The sequence below is a fragment of the Paraburkholderia suaedae genome (assembly GCF_040812055.1).
Lineage (GTDB): Bacteria > Pseudomonadota > Gammaproteobacteria > Burkholderiales > Burkholderiaceae > Paraburkholderia.
This window is the reverse complement of record NZ_JBFOAH010000022.1, coordinates 129,613-150,701: the sequence shown is the minus strand read 5'-3', so window position 1 is coordinate 150,701 and position 21,089 is coordinate 129,613. Positions and strand designations below refer to the sequence as shown.

The following is a 21,089-nucleotide window of genomic DNA, read 5'->3' as shown; positions in this document are numbered from 1 at the left end:
CTGTTCTGATAGCCGATACCCGTATCGACGATACCGTACAACGTCACGGTGCTTTGTGCATGCGCGCCCATGGCGACCAACCCCATGGCCGAAGTGACCAGTGCCTTTTTCATTGCTACTCCTGTGAATCTTTGTGAATGTTTTTCGTCGAACTGCGTCACTAGTGATCGTTCGGCAATTCAACCTGCGCCGTGCATGGCCGACGAGCATGCCGTGCCAGTGCCCAAAAAGGCGCACAAAGTCGCGCTCAGTATTGACGACAGGCAGAAGTGTCGATGAAACGCAATCCGGCGTCTTTCGGGGTTTATACGTATTTTGTACGATCTAGTTAGTTCTTTCTGTTTTAAACGATGATGGGGGACCATCGCCCACGGGCCGATTCGAGGGCGCGACGCCGCAGGCAGAGCCGATGCGGCGCTGCGCGGCCCAGGCGCGATCGCCGCTAGGGATCGGTGCTGTCATGCCGGACAAGCGATGCGTTCGGGACAGCGAACAAATCTGTCTCATTGGCGACACAGTCGGCAGGCTGGCATAGCGAAGGGACTTGCCATGCCTGGTTCGCAAACGACGCCGCAACTGCGATTTGTCTAATAAGGCAGCCTGCGCGTGCTGCCTGTGTTGGATTGCTCGCAGGAGCCACCCGGCACGCTTATCGAAACATCCGGTTGATCTCGACATGAGCGTGGACTACAAATCTAGCTGAGCGTCGTTGCGCCAGACAAGGAGAGTCCATCATGGGTATGCGCCCAGATCCCACGTTCCACGCGTCGCCGAAACTTGCAATGGACGCGCCCGCGGAAGACTACGCGTACACGCTGCTGCTCAGCCCCGATTTCTCGCAGCCCGACGCGCTGGCGGTCGTAGACGTGAAACCGGGCTCACCGACGTACAGCCAGGTGGTGCACACCGTTGCGGTGCCAAACAAGGGCGACGAGTTCCATCACTTCGGATGGAATGCCTGTTCGTCCGCGCTCTCGCCGCTAACCGGCCATGCGTTCCTCGAACGGCGCTATCTGATCATTCCGGGCATGCGTTCATCGCGCATTTACATTGTCGATACGAAGCCTCATCCAACTCAGGCGCGCATTCACAAGATCATCGAACCCGCGGAAATCTTCCGCAAGACGGGTTACTCGCGTCCGCATACGGTTCATTGCGGACCCGAGGGTATCTACGTGAGCACGCTGGGCGGCAGTGGGAAAGACGGCACCGACGGGCCGCCCGGGATTTTCATCATGGACTGCGAGACGTTCGATGTGCTCGGCCGCTGGGAAATCGACCGTGGTCCGCAGGAGAAGCACTACGATTTCTGGTGGAACCTGCCGCGCGACTACATGGTGTCGAGCGAATGGGCGTTGCCGCCGCAATTCGAAAACGGGATCGTGGCGTCGGACCTTCTGTCCAACAAGTACGGCCACCACATCCACTTCTGGGACCTGCGCGCACGGCGCAACGTGCAGACGATCGACCTCGGCGCGAATCACCAGATGGCGCTCGAAGTGCGGCCTGCGCACGATCCGAGCCGTGAGTACGGGTTCATTGGCGTGGTGGTCGACACGACCAATCTGGAAGGGTCCATCTGGACCTGGTGGCGCGAGGACGGGAAGTTCCACATCGAAAAGACCGCGACCATTGCGCCCGAGCCCGCCGCGGCGGATGAATTGCCAGCGTTGCTGCAGGGTTTCGGCGCAGTGCCGCCGCTCGTCACGGATATCGATCTCTCGCTCGACGACAGATTTCTCTACGTCGCCTGCTGGGGAACCGGCGAAATGCGGCAATACGACGTGACGGAGCCCCGCAAGCCCAGGCTGACGGGTTCGGTCCACGTCGGCGGAATCGCGCGGCGCGCGCGTCATCCGAACGGTGAAGCCTTCGCGGGCGGGCCGCAGATGGTCGAGATCAGCCGCGACGGCAAGCGCGTCTATTGGACCAACTCGCTCTACTCGAGCTGGGACGACCAGTTCTATCCAGAGGGGGTGCCCGCGGCGCAGGTGATGGCGCGGGCCGAACCCGGCGGCGGCCTCACGCTCGCCGACGATTTCTGGGTGAGCTTTCCCGAAGGCTACCGCGCTCATCAGATCCGGCTCGAAGGTGGCGATTGCTCGACCGATTCGTTCTGCTATCCGTCGGTGGGCATTTGATCGGCGAAGGCTGGTCGCGAATCGGCCTTTGGTCAGCGATCTTTGCGAGCGGTATTTATCACGGGATCAACCCGGCCATGGGATGGCCGCTCGCGGTCTCCAGCGGCTTGATACAGCGGCGCGCGCAGGCGCTGCTTGCCGCGCTGCTGTATCTGGCGGCGGGGCACGTGCTCGCGATGTTCGTCGTCATGCTGCCGTTCGCGATGCTGGCGATTCTGCTCGAATGGCAGCGCCAGATCCAGATGGGCGCGAGCGTGCTCGTCATCGGTTTCGGCGCGTGGCTGCTCGTCTGGCGACGCCATCCGCGTATGCTTGCGCGAATTGCGCCGTCGCGTCTTGCGCTGTGGTCGTTCGCGATTGCGATTGCGCACGGCGCGGGACTGATGCTGGTGCCGGTCTACCTCGGACTGTGCCGCGCTTATGGAATGGATCGCGCGCATCAGGCTGCGCTGGCGCTCGTCGGTGACGACCTGCGCATGGCCGTGTTGGTCGCCGCCGCGCATGGCGCTGCGATGATCGTCGCGGGAGGCCTCCTCGCATGGTTGGTCTATCGCTATCTGGGGCTCAAGCTCGTAGCGCGAAGCTGGTTCAATCTGGATAGGGTGTGGGCGTGCAGCCTCATCGTCGTGGGCGCAATTTCGTTGGCGAATGCTTTGGCTGACTGATCGCTCAGCCGTGCGTCGCCGGCGCAGATCTAGCGTAATTCCAGCCACATCGGCTGATGATCGGACGAACGGCTGTGCGGATCGACATCGCACGATACGATGCGCGGCTTCAGATCTTCCGTGACGAAAAGGAAATCGCACGCGAAGGGTCCCTCGGCCCATTGCTCATGATCGTACAGGCCGACCGTCGCCGCGCGCGGCTCGCCAGGATGCGCGCAAGCCCATGCGTCGACGAAGGCGGGCGCGTCCGCAATCGGTTCGAGCATTCGGCAATATGCCGCACCCTCGAATGCGCTGTTGAAGTCGCCGCAGACTATGGCGCTCATGGGGCGACCCGTGTCGGCGAACGGGCTGTCCGGCTTTTCGGCGCGAGCGGGAAAGCGCGCGTGATCGCACGCTTCCTGATGCAACTCCCGCAGTCGTGCCACTTGCGCAAGCCGCTGCTTTTCCGAATAGAACTCGAGATGCGTGCAGATCACGCGTAGTGGTCCGACGTCGGTGTCGAGCACGGCTTCGAGCGCGACGCGCAGCATCGAGGGTTTGGCGGGATCTGCAGGCCATGGAAGCGAATGGCGAAGTATCTGCCGGACCGGCAAGCGGGTCGCGATCGCGTTGCCGAATTGTCGACGATGCCCGCTATGCTGGCCATTGCCCGGCGATGGCAGATCGGAGCCGATCGCGTCGATCACGATCATCCCGGGCAGCAAACCGCGAAGCTCGGTGAATTGATCCGGCGAGGGCGAGCCCTTCAGTCCACCGGCCGCCGGCTCTTCGTTGAAGCCGCGCGTCACTTCCTGCATGCACAGCACATCGAAGTCGCACAAGCCGCGCGCTTCCCGCACGATGCGGGGGAGGTCGACGCGGCCGTCGACGCCGCATCCCCATTGAACGTTCCAGTCGACGAGCCTCATGACGTTCTCCTTCGAAAAACACAGCATCAGTCTATCGCTGCGCCATTGATGCGTTGCGGCGAAACAGCAAGCGCGGGTGGGCATGCCGCTTGCGGGTTCCTGTTATGCGCACTTTCAACTGCGTTTAGTGCGACGCGGCATCCTCGACTGCGCCGCCGTTTTTATCCCCACGGAGAACGACGCATGGCCTCACCCGCTTCGGCCCTCGCTGATGCTGCACAGCGACTCGTGCTCGGCCTCTATGAAGCCGGCCTGCTGTCGCCCGCGGTGCTCGAGCGGGTCATTGCTTCGGTCGGCGGGGCGCCGATGGACTGGGACGCCATCGGCGGGGTTCGCGCCGCAGACGGGCGTTCGATACGCGAGATCATGGTCGCGGTCATGATGCCGGGCAATCCGCTCGACAACGTGGACCGGGATTTTGCTGCCGTGATCGAACACATCACGGGTCTTGCTGCCGCTGGCAAGCCCGCTGGCCGCGCGGGTGCCCAAGCTGCTCCGACCAGGAAGAAGCGGCCAGCGAATGCGGCTGCTTCGCCCAAAGCAAGCGAAGCCGAGGATGACGATGCGCTCCTCGCGCAACTCTCAGGCGCGAAGGAATCCGGGCGAATGCGCGCGAGTTCGCCGCCTTCGGGCAAAAAGTCGGGTTTCAATCTGTCCAATAACGCCGTGCCGCCCAAGCGAAGCAAAGCGCATTGACGCGCGACGGGTGGATCCGCTCGCCGGCTGGCAGTTGCAAGTGCGCGACGCAAGGCCGCGCAAAACCACGGGGCTTTCCTCGATGATTGCGTGAGATAAGCCTTATCATCTTTCGTATGTACTCGCGGAGAACGCGCCATGCACATCACCGACCCGCGCAACGATGCGCCGGCACGTCACCTGTATCGGGAGCAGGATTGTTCGTTGGAGGACTTCATTGCTGCGCTGAAGGCCCGGCCCGAGGATAGCGCTCTTCAATTCGCCGCCTGCATACGCGAGCACGTTCCGATCTACGACTGTAGCGAACTTCGCCATGATCTGGACAACCCGCTGCGTCGCGCCGACTTGCAAGCGGAGTGGGCCAATGTCTTGAGTCGTGGGGCGGGCGTGCTGGTGCTCAAGCGGGTCTATGCGGACATCACGCCCGTTGACGACGCCACTGAAGTTTTCGAATCGATCATCCGCGAAGAACACGAAGCGGGCGCCCCAGCCGCGGACCACTTTGCGAAAGCGGGCGCGAATGACCGGATCTGGAACGCGCAGGAAAAGCTGTGCCTGCGCGCTCCGTCGGTGTTCGCCCGCTACTATGCGAGCGCGGCGATTGTCGCGGTGGCCGAGGCGTGGCTCGGTCCTCGCTTTCAGGTCACGTCGCAGGTGAATGTGGTGCGTCCCGGCGGAGAGGCGCAGCAGGCCCATCGGGACTACCATCTCGGCTTCCAGACGGTAGCGCAAGCGGAACGTTACCCGGCCCATGTGCATGCGATGTCGGCTTTTCTCACGCTGCAAGGCGCGATCGCTCATAGCGACATGCCGGTGGAAAGCGGGCCGACCAGGCTTCTGCCGTTCTCGCAACGATATGCCGAAGGCTATCTTGCATGGCGTCGCCAGGATTTCCGCGATTACTTCGAGGCGCACTTCGTGCAATTGCCGCTGGAGAAAGGCGATGCGCTCTTCTTCAATCCCGCGCTCTTTCACGCTGCCGGTCGGAACCGGACTGCGTCGGTGCAGCGGATGGCGAACCTTCTGCAGATCTCATCGGCGTATGGACGGGCAATGGAGTCGTTGAACCGCACGAAGATGTGCGAGGCGCTGTATCCAATCCTGCTCGAATGCCTCGCGACATCGGGCATGACGCGAGCTCAAGCCGACGCCGTGGTCGCTTCGTGCGCCGAGGGCTACCCCTTCCCAACCAACCTCGACCGCGACCCGCCGCTCGGCGGTCTCGCGCCGCAGAGCCAGCACGAGTTGTTCTGCCGCGCACTCGATGAATCGTGGAGCGTTGAGCGATTTCGTGCGGCGATCCGCGAGCAGGCGTCGCGCCGGCAAGCGTAGGCGCCGGGACCGCAGCCGTGGGCGCGGGCAACCGGCCGCGGCAATTGGCTGCCCCCGCTACGCACCCACGCCGCCAATCCAGCTTTGCGTCGTGGGCGCGCCAACGCCAGGCAATTACTGCGAGACGGGTTGCGTCACGTCGGTGCCGAACCAATGAACGGATATCTTTTTCAGCGTACCGTCCTGCTTCAACTCGGTCAGAGCATCATTGATCGCTTTCGCAAACTTCGGGTTGTTCTGGCGGAACGGGATGCCCATTTCCTGATCGGCACCCTTGAGCACGGCGCCCGGACGAAGCGGCAGTTGCGAGGTCTTGATCATGTACGGCAGCATCAGCCGGTCGTCGATCGTCGCATCAATACGTTTGCTCGAGAGATCACGCAGCTTTTCCGGCGCACCCGGGTAGGTCTGCACGTTGATGCCCGGCACGGCTCGCGCCATCTGGTCATAGTTGGTGCCGAGCGTCACGCCCAGTTTCTTGTCGCCCTTGAACTCATCTAGCGACTTGAACTCGCGCTTGTCGTCTACCCGCTGGATCAACTGCGCAGCCGAGTACGTGTAAGGCTGGCTGAAGTCGAGCACCTGTTTGCGTTGAGGGGTGATCGTGACCTGGTTGACGATCACGTCGAACTTCCCGGTTTGAAGCGCCGCGATGATGCCGCTCCACTCGGTGGGAATGAATTCCGGCTTGACCCCGAGCTTGGCTGCGACCGCCTTCGCCACGTCGACGTCGAAACCTTCGAGTTCTCCCGCGCTGTTGCGCGAGTCGAATGGAGGATAGGTGCCCTCCAGACCGATCCTGAGTACGCCGGCGTGTTTTACCGAGTCCAGCAGATCTTCCGCATGCGCGGCCACGGCAGTCAAGCCGATGGCCGATAAGGCAAACACGTTCATGAGCAGGAGCTTCGACAATTTCATTAGATGTCTCCTCTTCGATTGAGTATCGGGCTGCACAACCATTCCACTACCAGGGAAGTGATTCGGTCCTTTGGAAGGCTGGTTAACCCGGTCAGTAGTCTCCATGATGACCCATAGCCACCGGTGCTGTTTTGCGAAGATACGCCATTCGCAGGCGTCATCCTAGCACTCGCGGTGCACTCTGAAAGCGGTTTCCAAAAAACGTGGCTGGCGCAATGCGACGTGCCGTTCGCGCGCAAGTCAGCTACCGATCGAAAGATACAGCAGCACCATCGGCGCTTTCGATCCACCCGGGGTGGGCGCGCGCAATGGCACGCCATACGTGCAGCGAAAGTCGACGAATCGCGACCACTGAAAGCGCAGGCCCGCACCGGCGCTGGCGAGGGTACCGCTACTCGTTTCCGCCGGCTCATCGATGCGATTCCACACGTGCCCCGCATCGAAGAAGACAAAAGCTTGCACGACCGCGCTGCTCGTGCCGAACGGTAGTCCCGGCGCGCGCAATTCCGTCTGTATGTTCCAGCCGCGATCGCCCAGTGCGACGTACGGCGTATACCCTCGCACACTGGACTCTCCGCCAAGTCCCATTTCTTCGCTGGGCAGCAAGGTGTTTGCGGTCCACTGGAACGCGCCGTTTGCGCTCAGCGTGAAGCCGCCGCCCAGCGAGAACGCGCGCAGCGCGGCCAGTTGCAGATACAGGTAACGCGGGCTCGCGCCTTGTCGCGCTGCGTTGAACGCGGCCTCGTTGTTCGCACTGTCGAGTCTCCCCGGACTGCCGACGAGCGTCGCGGATGCGTGCGCGGCGCCCGCGTCGTTCGGCTTGCTCACCGCGTAGGTCAACAGAAATTGATGCAGGTGGGTGTTCGAGTTGAACACCTGGAAGCCGCCGAATTCCAGATCGTTATTGCTGCGCTTGAAGTCGTAGCCGAACTGGATCTGCTGCGCGGTATCGGTCGTGCTCGGCAGACGCCAGTCGTAACGCACGCTCATTTGGGCGGAGATGCCTGTCTGTCCAAAACTTTCGGGCAGCCGCGGCGTGCTCTGCGCATAGACCCCGAACAGTTCGATGCTGTCGCCCCACGGCAGTGGCGCCACGTAGTTCAGCGCATGCGCGGTAAAGCGCGCGCGATCAGGCCGTCCTTCGATGTCCGGATTGCCGCTGAAGAAGTCGTTGCTGGCGGTGAATTGATACGCGATCTGCTGGTCGAGTCCGAACAGGTTGCCATAGCCGATGCCCGCGAAGAAGCGATCGCGGCCGAGCTGCGGCACGCCTGCGTTGTCGTAGCCCGCGTTCACGCGCAGCGGCAGGCGATCCTCCGTTTGCAGTATCACGTCGGTCGAGTTCGGCGCGTCGCCCGGTGCAAAGACCGCGTCCACTCGCCGATAAGGGTTCGCGTTGAGCACCGCCAGTCCCGACGACACCGCCGACTGCAAAATGGCGCCGCCAGGTTTGAGCGGCATCTCGCGTTCGAGTAACGCGTCGGAAAAGTAGCGGTTGCCGCGAGCGCGAACCTGGCCCAGGCGAAATTCGGCGACGGCGATATGCACGACGCCCGGGGTCACGTCCTGCTCGGGCACGTAGACATCCACCAGCGGTTTGCCCGCCGCGCGATAACGCTCGATGACCGCGCGCCGGATTTCGGCGAGACGCCCGAAGCTGAGCGGCTTGCCGAGATCCGCGTCGAAGGTGTCGAGAAAGGGGGCGTCGAGTACGGGCAGATCGATGGCCGCGATGCGTTGCGGCGGCGCAGGCTCTGCGGCAGCATGGGTACCCGCGGGTTCGAAGATCAGTCCTTCGAGTCTCGTCACCGCGATCTGCGAGGACTGCGTCCCGGCTTCGGGAGACTGCGGCGGCGCAGTGCTGCGCGGGGTCGGCGGGGCAGGCTGCGGCGCGAGGTCGCGCCACGCCTGCGCCAAGGCTGGCGAGCACTGAACGGCAGCTGCAATGCCTAGCGCAATCAGTGCATGACGCACAGGCTCGACCCCGCGTCGCATCGCGCACGCTTTCCAGTGATGCAGCAAAGCATGGCGGCGGCACAGGGAAGCCACGCGACTTGCGCGTTGCGGCGGCGCGCATCAGGTTCGGCATCCCATACCGGCGCAACAGGGTCCATCACGTCTCCTCGTCGCCTAGGGTCGGCGTCGCTTGTCACGCTAGCCGTGTGCTGACCGGCGCTGGCGGCTTGCCGCTGTCATGGATCCCGCCGCCCGGATATTGATGACGGGATTATCTATGAGGAAGGGGAACGCCAAAGAGCGGCATGCAGCTCCAATATCAACCTTTTCTGCCTAAACATCTGCGGAATAGGACATGCATCGCATTGCGGGGGAGCCGTTCGGAAAGCATGCCACGGAAGCTCGCGACATTGAATTGCGCGCATAAGTACTCAAGGGACTCTGCCGCAAAAAAAGCCGCAGTCGTCGCCGCGGCCCGAAGCACACACGTCGCGCGAGGGGCGCCGACGTTGGTTCAATCGTACAGATTCACATTTTCCGGAGCACTTGCGAACGGTCACTTGAACATCGTTGCGCTTGAATAAAGTCATCGGTGTCCGCGCTGCCGACCTTATCTTCGCGCGCGTCGACCCACTCGATGGCCCATTGCCGTGCAAGCTCGATTGCCTCGTCCTGGTCGTCGAACCAGGCAAGGTTGCGCTCAATGTGCATTTCCGGTTCTACATCGTCACCGGATGACGCACGGACCAACCGCGCGTGCGCAAAGAACTGACCAAGCGAGAATTCCGGGGTTGCGTCAATCACCCAGCCTCTGTACTCGAACTCCATCATTACCTCCGATAGCCGGTAGTCGAGAGTCGAACAGGCAAAGCAGGGATTCGTCAGACTGTTTCCGCTAAACCTCCGAAGTCGAATTGCCGGCGTCATGGCCGGCGAGCAAGCGGCATGTGGGACTCAAGCCGCAATACTGTTATAGAACTCAACCTGTGCTTCTGCACATCGATATTCAAACGATAGTTTTCGCGGCGGAGGTGGCCGAAGCCGTCCCGGCGCCGTTCCTTATGCGAGCACGACGCGGCGTGCTGCCAGAGGCGGCGCCAACGGTGCGCGGCCGCCCCCATCGGCGTCGTCCAGCTGGAAGGCCGCGGCCGCGCGTTGCAGGCTCATTGCCTGTTCCTTGAGCGACTGCGCGGCGGCCGCCGCCTGCTCGACCAGTGCCGCATTCTGCTGCGTCATGCTGTCCATCTGCGTGACCGCAAGGTTCACCTGGTCGATGCCGGCGCTTTGCTCGGTCGCGGCGGCGGCGATCTCCTGCACGACGCCTGTCACCCGCATGATCGCGTCGCGCGCCTCGCCAATCGTCGCGCCAGTCTGTTCGACCAGCGTTGCGCCGCAGCCCACGTTGCGCACCGCGCGACTGATCAGCTCGTGGATTTCCTTGGCCGCGGTCGCGCTGCGCTGCGCGAGGCTGCGCACTTCGCCGGCGACCACCGCGAAGCCGCGCCCCTGTTCGCCCGCGCGCGCCGCTTCGACCGCCGCATTGAGCGCCAGGATATTGGTCTGGAATGCGATGCCCTCGATCGTCGCGATAATGTCGACCATGCGGCCGGATTCGCTGGAGATGTCCTTCATCGCCGCGACGGCCTGCGTGATCATCTCGCCGCCGCGGTGGGCGACATGCGCGGCGCCCGCCGCCAACTCGCTCGCGGTTCGCGCGTTGTCCGCGGTCTGGCGCACCATCGACGTCATCTGTTCCATGCTGGACGCCGTTTCCTGCAACGAAGCCGCCTGACTCTCGGTGCGCGAGGACAGGTCCGCATTGCCGTTGGCGATCTCGTTCGCGCCGCACGCGACGTTGTCGGACGCGTGCTTGATCTGGCAGATGGTGCCGGTCAGCGCGTCGCGCATGCGCTGCATCACGTGCAGCAGGCTCGACGTGTCGCCGTCGCGCGTGTGGATCGCCACCGTGAGGTCACCCGATGCAATCGCATCGGCCACGTCGGTCGCGTAGGCAGGATCGCCGCCGACCGTGCGCGCGATACTGCGATTGGTCACCGCAACGAACGCCACGAGCAGCGCCGACACCGTCACGAACATCGCGCCGATCAGCCACAACGATTGCATAAATGCACCGTCGATGTCGTCGACGTACGCGCCAGTCGCAATGATCCAGTCCCACGGCGCATAGCGCAGCACATAGCCGATTTTGCCGACCGCCTGCGCCGATGCGGCGCCCGGATGGGGGAACACGTAGTCGACGAAGCCGCCCTCTGGCGCCTGCGCGGTCGACGCGAACGTCACGTAATGGTGGCGCCCGTCGGTGTCCGCGTTCTCCGCAAGGCCCTTGCCTTCGAGTGCGGGCTTGATCGGATGCATCACCATCTGCGGCTTCGAGTTGATCACGAGGAGGTAGCCGTCTTCGCCGTAGCGGATGCCGCGCAGGCGCTCGAGCGCCTGCTTGCGCGCGTCCGCCTCCGGCAGAGCGCCGCTTTGCGCGAGCGCCGCATATTCCGTCACGATGCTCAGACCGACGTGCGCTACATTCGAGAGATCGTGCTTACGTTCCTCGATGCGCATCGCGCGTGACTGCCACGCCGCCAGAATTGAGATCGAGAGCAATGCGACAAGGCTGACGATCAGCGGTAGCCACAGTTTCTGAGTAAAACTGAGTTTGTGCATCCTGAGTCCTCGTCGCAACGAATAAAGATCGTGCAAATGCGGTGGGCGGCGGCACACGAGCGAGGTGCAGGGCGGCAGCGGTGGACTGCGCCGCGTCAAGGTGCTTCCTCCCCGGGTTATCGGCGCATAAGAGCGAAGCCTTATCCTGTGAAACCCTTGGTCCATCTACAGGCCCAGTTCACCGCCGAGATCTTCTCCATCTGCAATGCTGCTCAGGCAGTCCCACGTCAATGAGTACTGTCCGGCGTGGCATACGTCGACTCCCACCCGCCACCGAGCACCTTGCATAACGTGATCAGATTGGCGGCTGCTTCGCCCTTGCTTTGCTCGAGCTTGCTCTGTACATCGAGTAACTGCTTCTGCACGTTGAGTACTTCGAGAAAGTCGACCGCACCGGCCTTGTACCGCTGCCGCGCGACCGACAGCGCGCGCTGATTCAGGCTGACCACCGCCGTCAGGCGATCGCGCCGCCGTTGCTCGGCGTCGTAGACGACGAGCGCATTGTCCACCTCCCGCCACGCCTCGAGGACGGTGCGTTTGTAGACGATCGCGGCCTCCTGCTGCTGCGCCTCCCTCAGATGCAGTGTGCCCTTCAGGCGTCCGCCTTCGAATATCGGCAGCGTGATGGACGGTCCGACGACGAACTACCCGGACGCCCAATCAGCGAGGCTCGAAAGCTGAAGGGTCTGGAACCCCGCACTGCCGTTCAGCGAGATGCGCGGGTAGAAGTCGGCCTTCGCCATGCCGATCGTCGCGGTGGCCGCATGCAATTGAGCCTCCGCTTTCCTGATGTCGGGCCGCCGCTGCACCAGCTCCGACGGAACGCCGATCGGCACCTGCGCGGGAAGCGACACGTCATGCGGCTCGCTCAGCGCTGGGCGCAGCGCGCCCGGTTCCATGCCCAGCAGTTCGAGTTCGCCTGTCGCGTTGAAGCATTGGGCGAACTGGAGGACAAGCTGAAGGCCTTTGTCGCGTTTGAAGGACCGGCTTTTCTGGAAGTCATGGTTGACCGCGACGCCGATGTGTTCCCGATGGTGGGTCCCGGTCAAAGCTACGCGAATATGATCACCGGTCCGTTCATTGCGTCCCGAGCCGGGCGAGAACCGGCAAGCAACAGCGTTCATCCCCAAGCGGCCGCCGATATGTTCTGATCCATGCCGATATTGAGGCGAGCCACCCAACGATGCTCAGATCACCTCCTTCAGGTGCCTCGCAATCGCCGCGGTCACGGCCATCTTGCCGTGTTCCGCGCGCTCCAGCATGCCCATGTTGCGCTTCGCTTCCGGAGGCAGGGGTATCACGCGCAGCGCGTCGTCGCGCTTCCACGACGAACGCCGCAGCAGCGGCACGATAGCAACGCCGATGCCCTGACGCACCAGTTCGACGATACCTTCCAGCGAGTTGAGTTCGAGAAATTCGTTGACCTTCAGACGCTGCTTGCGGATCGCGCGATCGATCACGGCGCCGGTTCGCTGCGTCCGGTCAAAGCGCAGGAATCGGTGCGAACCGAGCAACTCCGGCACCGATGCGGGCGCCATGTTCGCATTGGCTAGCAGCACGAGCGGTTCCGAATAGACCGGTGTCCATTGCACGCTGGCTGGCCGTCGCCCAGGGCTGTCGATGATCACCGCCGCGTCGATCTCGCCCGCGTCGACACGCGCGGCCAGGTCGACGGATTTCGCCGCCATGATTCTCAGGTCGAGATTCGGCCGCGCGATCTTCAAATGCGCCGCAGCCTCGGCGAGGGCGCCCACCACCGACTCGACCGCGCCGACGCAGACCGGCCCGACGTCTTCCTCCAAGCCCCCCGCGATCGTCCTCATGGCCTCGTACAGCGACAGCAACTGCTGCGCGTGCGGCAACAGGCTTTTACCCATCGCATTAAGCATCACCTTGCGCCCGCAGCGGTCGAAGAGTTCATGTTTGAACTCGGTTTCGAGTGCGCGCATCTGCATGCTGACCGCGGATTGAGTGAGCGCCATCTGTTCGGCGGCGACTGCAAACGAGCCGTGTCGCGCGACGGCCGCGAAGGTACGAAGAAAGCGTAACGTGCTCAAGGCAACCTCGAAGACATCGCAAACGAATGCGCCGGCGACTGTGCGGGCGCGGTTCATACATCAAAATGCTTGAAGCGAATCACAAGAAATTTTAGCTTTCTCTGATGATAACGGCTATGGACAATGAGCTGTTGAAAGACAAACCGGCGCACTTGTTAAACGTGTCACGCTAAAACGTGCAACTCCTGCCAAAAACGAAGAAGGAACCCGTATGAAACTCATTCCAGAGATTGCCCAGGCGCAAGCCGGCATCCAGGCGATTCGTCGCGACATCCACGCGCATCCGGAACTTTGCTATGAAGAGAACCGCACGGCGGACGTGGTCGCGCAGAAGCTCGCGTCCTGGGGCATCGAAGTCACACGCGGGCTCGGCAAGACGGGCGTCGTCGGTGTGCTGCGCCAAGGCGCCGGCCGCAAGGCGATTGGCTTGCGTGCCGACATGGACGCACTGCCGATTCAGGAACTCAACACCTTTGCGCATGCGTCACAGCACGCCGGCAAGATGCATGCATGCGGCCATGATGGGCATACGGCCATGTTGCTCGGCGCGGCGCAATACCTTTCGCAGCACCGCAATTTCGACGGCACCGTTGTGTTCATCTTTCAGCCGGCCGAGGAGGGCGGTGGCGGCGCAAAGGCCATGATCGAAGATGGACTGTTCGAACGTTTTCCGGTGGACGCCGTGTTCGCGCTGCATAACTGGCCGGGTATGGCTGCCGGGGAGTTCGGCGCGCGTGTCGGCGCGACGCAGGCGTCGAGCAACGAATTTCGCATTCACGTGAAGGGTGTCGGCGCACACGCGGCCATTCCGCACAACGGCATCGATCCGGTATTCACCGCGATGCAGATCGGCACCGGCCTGCAAAGCATCATGACGCGCAACAAGCGTCCGATCGACTCGGCGGTCCTGTCGATTACACAGATCCACGCAGGCGAAGCCGTCAACGTCATTCCCGATACGGCGACGCTTGCCGGTACGGTGCGCACCTTCTCCGTGGACGTGCTGGACCTGATCGAAACCCGCATGAAGCAGCTTGCCGAAGCGACGGCGCTCGCGTACGGCTGCAGCGTGGAGTTTTCGTTCAAGCGCAACTATCCGCCGACCGTCAATACGGAAAAGGAGACGCACTTTGCGTTGGACGTGATGCAGGACATCGTCGGCAAGGACCATGTCGAGACGAACATCGATCCGACCATGGGCGCGGAAGACTTCTCTTTCATGTTGCTCGAAAAGCCGGGCTGCTACGCGTACATCGGCAACGGTCACGGCGATCACCGGGACCATGGTCATGGTCTTGGCCCCTGCATGCTGCACAACACGAGCTATGACTTCAACGACGATGTGCTGTCGCTCGGTTCCACGTACTGGGTGCGCCTCACCGAATCGTTCCTCACGCACGCGTAGCGCTCGGGCTGCTCGCAAAAAAATCGCACCCTGAGGAGACGCCATGAACCGGGCATCCTATTTCCAGTCGTCCTATGCGAATGCGCGGCAAGAGTACCGGCGGGCTGCTGCGGCTATTCAGGCGCAGGTGGAAACGCATGTGATAACGGGCTGCCAAGGTCTCGAAGGAGAGGACCTGTCAACCGACGTAGTGCGACTCGGCCCCGCAACGGCGGCGAATGCTGGTGCTGACGTCTGGCACGCATGGTGTGGAGGGCTTTTGCGGCTCCGCGGCGCAGATCGCGCTGTTGCGTGACCGCCCTTTGCAGGCTTTGCTCGACAGACTGAACGTCGCGATCCTCGTGGTTCATGCGATCAATCCGTACAGCTTCTCGCATTTGAGCCGCACCAACGAGGACAATGTCGACCTGAACCGCAATAGCATCGATTTCTCGTTGCCGCTGCCGGTCAATCCCGCCTACGACGATCTGCATGCGTTGCTGGTGCCGTCGACCTGGCCGCCGTCGGACGCAAACGCGGCGGCCATTGCCGACTACATCGCGCAACGCGGTGAACAGGCGTATCAGCAGGCGCTGACCATCGGTCAATATCGGCATGCCGACGGTATGTTCTTCGGCGGCCATCGCCCCGTGTGGAGCACGCGGCTCTTGCAGATGCTGTTCGAATGCCATGGGGCGGCCTGCGACAGCATTGGCTGGATCGATTTCCACACGGGACTTGGCCCGTACGGACACGGCGAGAAAATCTGCGTGGGACAGCTTGGCAACGGCGAGCTGCAGCGCGCCCGCAGCTGGTGGGATGCGGATGTGACGAGTCCGCTCGACGACACCTCGGTGGCGGCAAATGTCGCGGGACCGGTGCTCGACACGCTGCGCCACACGTGCAAGCACGCTGACAGCACGGCGATCGCAATCGAATACGGCACGATTCCACTGGTCGATATGCTCCACATGCTGCGTGCCGACGCCTGGCTGCGCCAGCATCCCGAGGCGCAGAAGCAGCACATCGGAGCCCTCCGCCATGCTGTTCGCGAAGCGTTCTACTGTGACGACGACGCATGGCGGGGCATGATTCTCGGACAGGCGCGCGCGGCCATTCTGCAGGCGGTAGTCGGGCTGTCGCGGGAATAGGCGGGTGTCGCGTCGACGGAAGCGGCGTGTCGCGACGCGGTGGTTCATCTCTTGCGCCGCGATCCGCAGACGCCAGCGCGCCAGGTAGGGCATCGACGCAGTGCGTCGGCAGCTGGCCGAGCCGCTGCGTAAAACGCTGCGCCAGCGCGGACCGTGAGACGGCTGCAATGAGCAGCCCCAAAAGAAAAGCACGAGGGCAACCCGCTCCCGATCAGCCGCGGCACCTCGCCGTCCCGGCTCGTGCCTGCATTCATCGCCACTGCGAGCAGTCCCGGCGCTCGATGACCGCGACCGGCTGTATCATGATCACCGGCTCGCGGAATAATCGGCACGTGCGTCGCGATCCCCGCACCTCGACAAGCCGGCAATCATGACTGTCGCAACAGTTGGCAGCCCACGAATGGACCTTTGGATTCAACCTTGCGCGCTGTGCGCAGACCTCTACGGGCAGCCGTCATCTGTGCCTCCTCACGGCGATCTCACGCTCAACGGCGTCGGGGCGGTCAAGGACGCGCGGGCGGAGGAGCACTACACGTGCGTTCGCTGCCGGGCGGTGTTTGCGCGGATTCTCGGCGGACCGCCGGCGCGGCAGTCCTGGCTGCTACTTAACGCCGGGCAGCATTAAAGCTGGTGATCACCGGCCTATGCTCCGCCGCAGCCGCTCGCGCGTGCTGCGCGCCTCGCGCGCCATGTTCAGAAGCGCGCGAAGGCGCTCACAAGCCGGTTGAAGGCACCCGCATTCGACACATTCATCCCATGCGAGGCGCCGGCAATGGTCTGCCGCTCCGCGTGGTCGATCCATTCTTCGAGCTTTTCGACATTGCTGCGAAACATCCGAGGACTCTTCTGGCCGTCGATCAGCAACGTCCTGCACTTCACGTCGCGCGCCGCTTCCTGGCAATAGGCGGGCAACGGATCGCGCAACTGCTTGGGCAGCGTGCCCGCGTTGTCGATCGCCATCGTGCGAAACGCAAGCGGGCTCCTGCGCCACGATCCCGGCACGCTCACGGAGTCGACGAACAGTTCGAGCCCCGCGTCGATCTGCCCGTTTTCGATCAGTTCGGCCACGCGCGCCCGCAACACATTGGTCGATGCGGGCAGACCCGCATCCGGCGTCCCCGCGATCTGCAATGGCCCGCCGGGGTCCGCGAGCGTCAGCGACTTCACGAGCCGCGGATACTCGCGGGCGACATGAAACGCAACGCAGCCGCCGCGCGAGTGCCCGACCAGGTGCACGGGTGCGAGGCCGATCGCTTCGATGAACTCGGCCAGCTCGGTGACGTGCGTCTGCCAGCCGAACTCGCTCTGGATACACGCTTCGCTCGCCGGCCAGTAGTGGGACAGACTCACCGAAATGCATCGGAAATGCTGCGACAGCGCCGCGGTTTGCGCGCTCCAGAAGCGGTAGTCGCACAGCGACCCATGCACGAAGAGCAGCGGTTCGCCTTCGCCGCACTCGACATACGGCACGCAGATGCCGGATGCGATCGTCGCAAACGACAGTTCGGGCACGGCAAGCAGGGCAAAATCGGTTCGAGCGTTCATGGACTGGCTCCTTTGACGATCACTATGCCCGATGTCGACTTCGTCGAAAATCGCGTAATATTGATCGAATTCATCTATTTTTCTGATACCAACATTGAAAGCGCTCGATCTGGACGTGATGACGATGATCGTCGCGGTGGCCGACACCGGCAACATCAGCCGGGCGGCCGAGCTGGTGCATCGCTCGCAATCGGCGGTGAGCATGCAGATCAAAACGCTCGAAACCGCGCTAGGTAAGCCGCTGTTCGTCCGCAAGCCCAGAAACGTGGTCCCGACCCAGGACGGCGAGGTCCTGCTGACCTACGCCCGGCGCATGCTGGCCTTGCGCGACGAGGCGTGGGCCGCGGTGGTTCGGCCAGACGTGACCGGACGGGTGAGCATCGGCGTGCCGGACGACTACGCGTCCTCGCTGCTGCCGCCGATTCTCAAGAAGTTTTCCGCGACCTATCCGAAAGTGCAGATTCAGGTCGTCGGTTTGCCCAGCGTTGCGCTCGCGCCGATGGTGAAAGACGGTTCCGTCGATCTGGTATGCGCGACGCGCGTCAAAGGCTTGTCGGGAGAATTCATCCGTTTCGAGCCGATGGAATGGGCCGCGGCGCCGAGCGCCGATGAGATCTGGCGCGAGCGGCCGTTGCCAATCGCGGTGTTTTTGCCAGGCAGCGTCGCGCGCGAAAACGCGATTCGCAGCCTCGAGCGCGCGAAGATCACTTACCGGACTTCGTATGAAAGCCCCAGTCTGCTCGGTCTGATTTCGATGGCCGAGGCTGGGCTCGCGGTGGTGTCGCTGGCGCGCTGCGCGGTGCCCTCGCACTTCATGCTGCTCGGCCAGGCTCATGGTCTGCCGAAGATCGACGCGCTCGAAATGGTGCTCGCGCGAAGCACGGGGTCCAGGCGCCCGCCATGTGACTTTCTCGCGGAGAAAATTCTTGCGGATTTGAGGCGCTAGTCGCAGACCCGGGAGCCATGCTGCGAGGCGTGGCAGAGCCATTGCACGCTGCCCGCGAACACCTTCGACCTTATGTGCGTAGCCGCGTCGTTGCTATCATCTCAGCGACGAGCCAGTCGATAACCGCCAACGGACGCGCTGATGACAGTACCTGTTCCTGATCGTGCCAATAGCACCGCGACCGGCCCATGCGTCGGCCGGCCGAGCCTGGGCGAGATCTTCGGTGCGTTCTTCCTGATCGGGCTGACGGGTTTTGGCGGCGTGTTGCCGTGGGCGCGGCGCATGCTGGTTGACAGGCGCCGCTGGCTCACGGACCGCGAGTTCGCCGAGCTGCTGCCGCTCGCGCAACTGTTGCCGGGACCCAATGTGTCGAACCTTGCAACGATACTCGGGCGGCAGTATCGCGGGGCGATGGGGGCGGTGGCCGGGGTCGGCGGCCTGTACCTCGCACCGACGATCATCACCATCGGCCTCGGCTATGCTTACGCGCGTTGGGGGCATGCCGCGGTGACCGCGCATCTTCTGGCGGGCTTGATGCCGGTTGCCACCGGACTCGTGATCGCGACCGTGCTCAAGCTGATCACGAGCTTGCCGCGCGACTTGCGAAATGCCGCACTGGTGGCGGCGACGTTCATCGCCATCGGCGTGCTGAGGCTGCCATTATTGCTCGTGCTTGCCGTTCTCGGCCCTTTCGGCAGCTGGCTGATGTGGCGTGCGGTGCGTCAGGGCCGGGCCGCGGCCCGCAAGGAGTGAGCGCCGTGTGGACGTCGCTCGCCGATCTTGCGGTTCACAGCGCGCTATGGTCGCTGCTCGCGGTAGGCGGGATGAACGCGACGCTAGCCGATATCCAGCGCTATGCAGTCGATACGCGGCACTGGGTGAGCGCCGAGCAGTTCGTGACGTTCTTTTCGATTACACAGGCGGCGCCCGGGCCGAACGGCATGGCAGTGGCGTTGATCGGCTTTCAGGCGGCCGGGCTCGCCGGCGCGCTGGTCACGACGCTGGCGAAGATCGTTCCTTCTGCGCTCGTCGCGTATTACGTGAGCCACTGGGTGGAGCGGCGCAACGATTCCGCGCTCATCACCGCCATCCGCCGGGGGCTGGCACCGGTTACGGTCGGACTGCTCGCTTGCGCCGCATACGTGTTCGCCCGGGAGATCGACATTGCGGCTGGCCGGATCGTACTGACCATCGCCACGGCGGCAATCGCTTATCGGACCCGCTTCAACCCGATCTGGCTCGTGGTGGTCGGTGCGGCGCTGGGATTGGCTCAGCTGGTCCATTGAGGCGCGGCGCAGCCGATCGATGCACGAACAAGGGGCCGGACCGGCGTTCACGGGTGCGTACGTTCACCTGAACGGGGCAGTCGGACGTTGCCGTGCGCCGGAATGCGGAGATTTCCGCTTGGCACGCTTCTCGCTCAACTACGAGAGCAAGGAGCCGGCGCATCCTCCGGTTCAACACACAATCTGGAAATGGACGGCTAGGGTTCCGGCCTGCTTCGCGCAGGTGCTGGTCCGAGAGCCGTCGACCTCAGGCGAGGTTACACGGCGGGACAAAAGCCCGGGAGAGAACGCGATGTTTGCGCTGCTCCCTGCCGTCGCTAACCGTCTCTTCCGAGGTCAACCTCATGCGCAAGCTCGCTCGCTTTCTCGGCATCGCCGCTCTCTGCCTCGCCACCTTCGCCTCCACTTCCGCGCTTGCCGCAGGCCGCACCGACTTCAAGGTCTGCTGGACCATCTACGCGGGCTGGATGCCGTGGGGTCAGGCAAAGACTCAGGGCATCGTCTCCAAGTGGGCCAGGAAATACGGCATCAACGTCGATGTCGTGCAACTGAACGACTACGTCGAGTCCATCAATCAGTACACCGCCGGCAAGTTCGACGGCTGCGCGATGACCAACATGGACGCGCTGACCATTCCGGCCTCGGGCGGTGTCGATTCGACGGCGCTGATCGTCAGCGACTATTCGAACGGCAACGATGGCGTGCTCATCAAGGGCAAGGGCAAGAAGATTGCCGACCTGAAGGGCCAGCAGATCAACCTGGTCCAGTTCTCCGTGTCGCACTACCTGCTTGCACGCGCGCTAGAAAGCGCACATATGAGCGAGCGCGATCTGAAGGTTGTGAACACCTCCGATGCCGATATCGCCGGCGCGTTCGCGACGCCGGCCGTCCAGAACACGGTGACGTGGAACCCGATGCTCGCCGACCTGAAGGCGCAGCCGAACGTCAGCGAGGTGTTCGACTCCAGCAAGATCCCCGGTGAAATCATGGACATGATGGTGGTCAACACCGCAATCCTGCATGACAACCCGGCACTCGGCAAGGCGCTGACCGGCGCATGGTTCGAGATGGTCGCGCTGATGCACGCCGGCAACGCCGACAGCAACGCCGCACTTAGCGCGATGGCCAAATCGTCGGGCACCGACCTCGCGGGCTTCAAGGGACAACTGTCGACCACTGCGCTGTTCTATACGCCGAAAGCCGCGCTCGATTTCGTCACCAGTGCCGACATGCCCAGGATCATGACGCGCGTCGCGAAGTTTTCGTTCGATCACGGTCTGCTCGGACAGGACGCCAAAAGCGCGGACGTCGTCGGCATGTCGTTCGACAAAGGCGTCGTGATCGGCAACAAGAGCAACGTCAAGCTGCGTTTCGATCCCACCTACGTCGGAATGGCGGCGGCCGGCAAGCTGTGAGCCAACG

General features: G+C 63.1%; 17 protein-coding genes, 3 pseudogenes and 1 riboswitch. Of the genes and pseudogenes, 11 read left to right on the top strand and 9 right to left on the bottom strand.

Translation table 11 applies throughout. From position 1 onward, the window contains the following. Nucleotides 1–113 (bottom strand): porin (locus ABQJ48_RS26450; RefSeq protein ID WP_367840922.1); only part of this gene is annotated, 113 nt, incomplete at its 3' end. Between the two features lie 621 nt (nucleotides 114–734). On the opposite strand from ABQJ48_RS26450, the gene ABQJ48_RS26445 reads away from it, so the two are divergent. Continuing rightward, nucleotides 735–2,141 (top strand): selenium-binding protein SBP56-related protein, encoded by a 1,407-nt coding sequence (locus ABQJ48_RS26445; protein ID WP_367840910.1) that lies wholly within the window; start codon nucleotides 735–737, stop codon nucleotides 2,139–2,141. Next, on the top strand, nucleotides 2,138–2,806 hold the full coding sequence (locus ABQJ48_RS26440) for a hypothetical protein (protein ID WP_367840921.1): 669 nt from the start codon (nucleotides 2,138–2,140) through the stop codon (nucleotides 2,804–2,806). The genes ABQJ48_RS26445 and ABQJ48_RS26440 overlap by 4 nt, the downstream gene beginning before the upstream one ends. Before the next feature lie 29 nt (nucleotides 2,807–2,835). Here ABQJ48_RS26440 and ABQJ48_RS26435 read toward each other — a convergent pair whose 3' ends face one another. Further along, nucleotides 2,836–3,717, bottom strand: a complete 882-nt coding sequence (locus tag ABQJ48_RS26435; protein WP_367840909.1) for an endonuclease/exonuclease/phosphatase family protein — start codon at nucleotides 3,715–3,717, stop codon at nucleotides 2,836–2,838. A gap of 183 nt (nucleotides 3,718–3,900) precedes the next feature. Between ABQJ48_RS26435 and ABQJ48_RS26430 the strand changes: the two genes are divergently transcribed. Further along, nucleotides 3,901–4,413 (top strand): hypothetical protein, encoded by a 513-nt coding sequence (locus tag ABQJ48_RS26430; protein WP_367840908.1) that lies wholly within the window; start codon nucleotides 3,901–3,903, stop codon nucleotides 4,411–4,413. 138 nt (nucleotides 4,414–4,551) lie between these two features. After that, nucleotides 4,552–5,745, top strand: a complete 1,194-nt coding sequence (locus ABQJ48_RS26425) for a phytanoyl-CoA dioxygenase family protein (RefSeq protein ID WP_367840907.1) — start codon at nucleotides 4,552–4,554, stop codon at nucleotides 5,743–5,745. Nucleotides 5,746–5,859: 114 nt separating this feature from the next. Here the strand turns inward: ABQJ48_RS26425 and ABQJ48_RS26420 are convergent, their stop codons facing one another. The 5 genes and pseudogenes from ABQJ48_RS26420 to ABQJ48_RS26400 form a co-directional block, all read right to left on the bottom strand. After that, complete coding sequence (locus ABQJ48_RS26420; RefSeq protein ID WP_367840906.1) at nucleotides 5,860–6,663, bottom strand: transporter substrate-binding domain-containing protein; 804 nt, start codon at nucleotides 6,661–6,663, stop codon at nucleotides 5,860–5,862. A 240-nt stretch (nucleotides 6,664–6,903) separates the two neighbouring features. After that, nucleotides 6,904–8,658: a ShlB/FhaC/HecB family hemolysin secretion/activation protein gene (locus tag ABQJ48_RS26415; protein ID WP_367840905.1), complete on the bottom strand. Its 1,755-nt coding sequence runs from the start codon at nucleotides 8,656–8,658 to the stop codon at nucleotides 6,904–6,906. Nucleotides 8,659–9,147: 489 nt separating this feature from the next. After that, entirely contained in the window at nucleotides 9,148–9,450 is a 303-nt protein-coding gene (locus ABQJ48_RS26410) for a hypothetical protein (protein ID WP_367840904.1), read from the bottom strand. A gap of 228 nt (nucleotides 9,451–9,678) precedes the next feature. Next, nucleotides 9,679–11,298 carry a methyl-accepting chemotaxis protein gene (locus ABQJ48_RS26405; protein WP_367840903.1) on the bottom strand — a complete coding sequence of 540 codons (1,620 nt, stop codon included), beginning with the start codon at nucleotides 11,296–11,298 and terminating at the stop codon, nucleotides 9,679–9,681. 227 nt (nucleotides 11,299–11,525) lie between these two features. Continuing rightward, nucleotides 11,526–12,206, bottom strand: a pseudogene (locus ABQJ48_RS26400) (TolC family protein); the annotation flags it as partial. Between ABQJ48_RS26400 and ABQJ48_RS26395 the strand changes: the two are divergent. After that, a pseudogene (locus ABQJ48_RS26395) lies at nucleotides 12,198–12,449 on the top strand (biosynthetic-type acetolactate synthase large subunit); the annotation flags it as partial. The pseudogenes ABQJ48_RS26400 and ABQJ48_RS26395 sit on opposite strands and share 9 nt — an antisense overlap. Nucleotides 12,450–12,485: 36 nt before the next feature. On the opposite strand, the gene ABQJ48_RS26390 reads toward ABQJ48_RS26395, so the two are convergent. Beyond that, nucleotides 12,486–13,355: a LysR family transcriptional regulator gene (locus ABQJ48_RS26390; protein WP_367840902.1), complete on the bottom strand. Its 870-nt coding sequence runs from the start codon at nucleotides 13,353–13,355 to the stop codon at nucleotides 12,486–12,488. Between the two features lie 211 nt (nucleotides 13,356–13,566). On the opposite strand from ABQJ48_RS26390, the gene ABQJ48_RS26385 reads away from it, so the two are divergent. Together ABQJ48_RS26385 and ABQJ48_RS26380 are read left to right on the top strand one after the other, a co-directional pair. Beyond that, a complete protein-coding gene (locus tag ABQJ48_RS26385; protein ID WP_367840901.1) occupies nucleotides 13,567–14,760 on the top strand; it encodes a M20 aminoacylase family protein in 1,194 nt (397 codons plus the stop codon). 43 nt (nucleotides 14,761–14,803) lie between these two features. Beyond that, a pseudogene (locus ABQJ48_RS26380) lies at nucleotides 14,804–15,890 on the top strand (M14 family metallopeptidase). Between the two features lie 693 nt (nucleotides 15,891–16,583). Here ABQJ48_RS26380 and ABQJ48_RS26375 read toward each other — a convergent pair. Next, nucleotides 16,584–17,435 (bottom strand): alpha/beta fold hydrolase, encoded by an 852-nt coding sequence (locus ABQJ48_RS26375; RefSeq protein WP_367840900.1) that lies wholly within the window; start codon nucleotides 17,433–17,435, stop codon nucleotides 16,584–16,586. A gap of 124 nt (nucleotides 17,436–17,559) precedes the next feature. Here ABQJ48_RS26375 and ABQJ48_RS26370 point away from each other — a divergent pair, with 124 nt between their 5' ends. From ABQJ48_RS26370 to ABQJ48_RS26355, 4 genes are all read left to right on the top strand, one after another. Continuing rightward, nucleotides 17,560–18,381 carry a LysR substrate-binding domain-containing protein gene (locus tag ABQJ48_RS26370; RefSeq protein ID WP_367840920.1) on the top strand — a complete coding sequence of 274 codons (822 nt, stop codon included), beginning with the start codon at nucleotides 17,560–17,562 and terminating at the stop codon, nucleotides 18,379–18,381. Between the two features lie 141 nt (nucleotides 18,382–18,522). Beyond that, entirely contained in the window at nucleotides 18,523–19,134 is a 612-nt protein-coding gene (locus ABQJ48_RS26365; protein ID WP_367840899.1) for a chromate transporter, read from the top strand. Between the two features lie 5 nt (nucleotides 19,135–19,139). Next, a complete protein-coding gene (locus ABQJ48_RS26360; protein ID WP_367840898.1) occupies nucleotides 19,140–19,667 on the top strand; it encodes a chromate transporter in 528 nt (175 codons plus the stop codon). Between the two features lie 186 nt (nucleotides 19,668–19,853). Next, a riboswitch (guanidine-I (ykkC/yxkD leader) is annotated at nucleotides 19,854–19,953 on the top strand. A gap of 58 nt (nucleotides 19,954–20,011) precedes the next feature. Then, a complete protein-coding gene (locus ABQJ48_RS26355) occupies nucleotides 20,012–21,082 on the top strand; it encodes a putative urea ABC transporter substrate-binding protein (protein ID WP_367840897.1) in 1,071 nt (356 codons plus the stop codon). Nucleotides 21,083–21,089: the final 7 nt, after the last annotated feature.

What these genes read in the sequence shown, in the direction of transcription:
- ABQJ48_RS26415 (WP_367840905.1), bottom strand. Translation starts at nt 8,658, where the DNA reads ATGCGACGCGGGGTCGAGCCTGTGCGTCATGCACTGATTGCGCTAGGC.
- ABQJ48_RS26410 (WP_367840904.1), bottom strand. Translation starts at nt 9,450, where the DNA reads ATGATGGAGTTCGAGTACAGAGGCTGGGTGATTGACGCAACCCCGGAA.
- ABQJ48_RS26435 (WP_367840909.1), bottom strand. Translation starts at nt 3,717, where the DNA reads ATGAGGCTCGTCGACTGGAACGTTCAATGGGGATGCGGCGTCGACGGC.
- ABQJ48_RS26445 (WP_367840910.1), top strand. Translation starts at nt 735, where the DNA reads ATGGGTATGCGCCCAGATCCCACGTTCCACGCGTCGCCGAAACTTGCA.
- ABQJ48_RS26370 (WP_367840920.1), top strand. Translation starts at nt 17,560, where the DNA reads ATGATCGTCGCGGTGGCCGACACCGGCAACATCAGCCGGGCGGCCGAG.
- ABQJ48_RS26405 (WP_367840903.1), bottom strand. Translation starts at nt 11,298, where the DNA reads ATGCACAAACTCAGTTTTACTCAGAAACTGTGGCTACCGCTGATCGTC.
- ABQJ48_RS26385 (WP_367840901.1), top strand. Translation starts at nt 13,567, where the DNA reads ATGAAACTCATTCCAGAGATTGCCCAGGCGCAAGCCGGCATCCAGGCG.
- ABQJ48_RS26375 (WP_367840900.1), bottom strand. Translation starts at nt 17,435, where the DNA reads ATGAACGCTCGAACCGATTTTGCCCTGCTTGCCGTGCCCGAACTGTCG.
- ABQJ48_RS26425 (WP_367840907.1), top strand. Translation starts at nt 4,552, where the DNA reads ATGCACATCACCGACCCGCGCAACGATGCGCCGGCACGTCACCTGTAT.
- ABQJ48_RS26355 (WP_367840897.1), top strand. Translation starts at nt 20,012, where the DNA reads ATGCGCAAGCTCGCTCGCTTTCTCGGCATCGCCGCTCTCTGCCTCGCC.
- ABQJ48_RS26420 (WP_367840906.1), bottom strand. Translation starts at nt 6,663, where the DNA reads ATGAAATTGTCGAAGCTCCTGCTCATGAACGTGTTTGCCTTATCGGCC.
- ABQJ48_RS26430 (WP_367840908.1), top strand. Translation starts at nt 3,901, where the DNA reads ATGGCCTCACCCGCTTCGGCCCTCGCTGATGCTGCACAGCGACTCGTG.
- ABQJ48_RS26365 (WP_367840899.1), top strand. Translation starts at nt 18,523, where the DNA reads ATGACAGTACCTGTTCCTGATCGTGCCAATAGCACCGCGACCGGCCCA.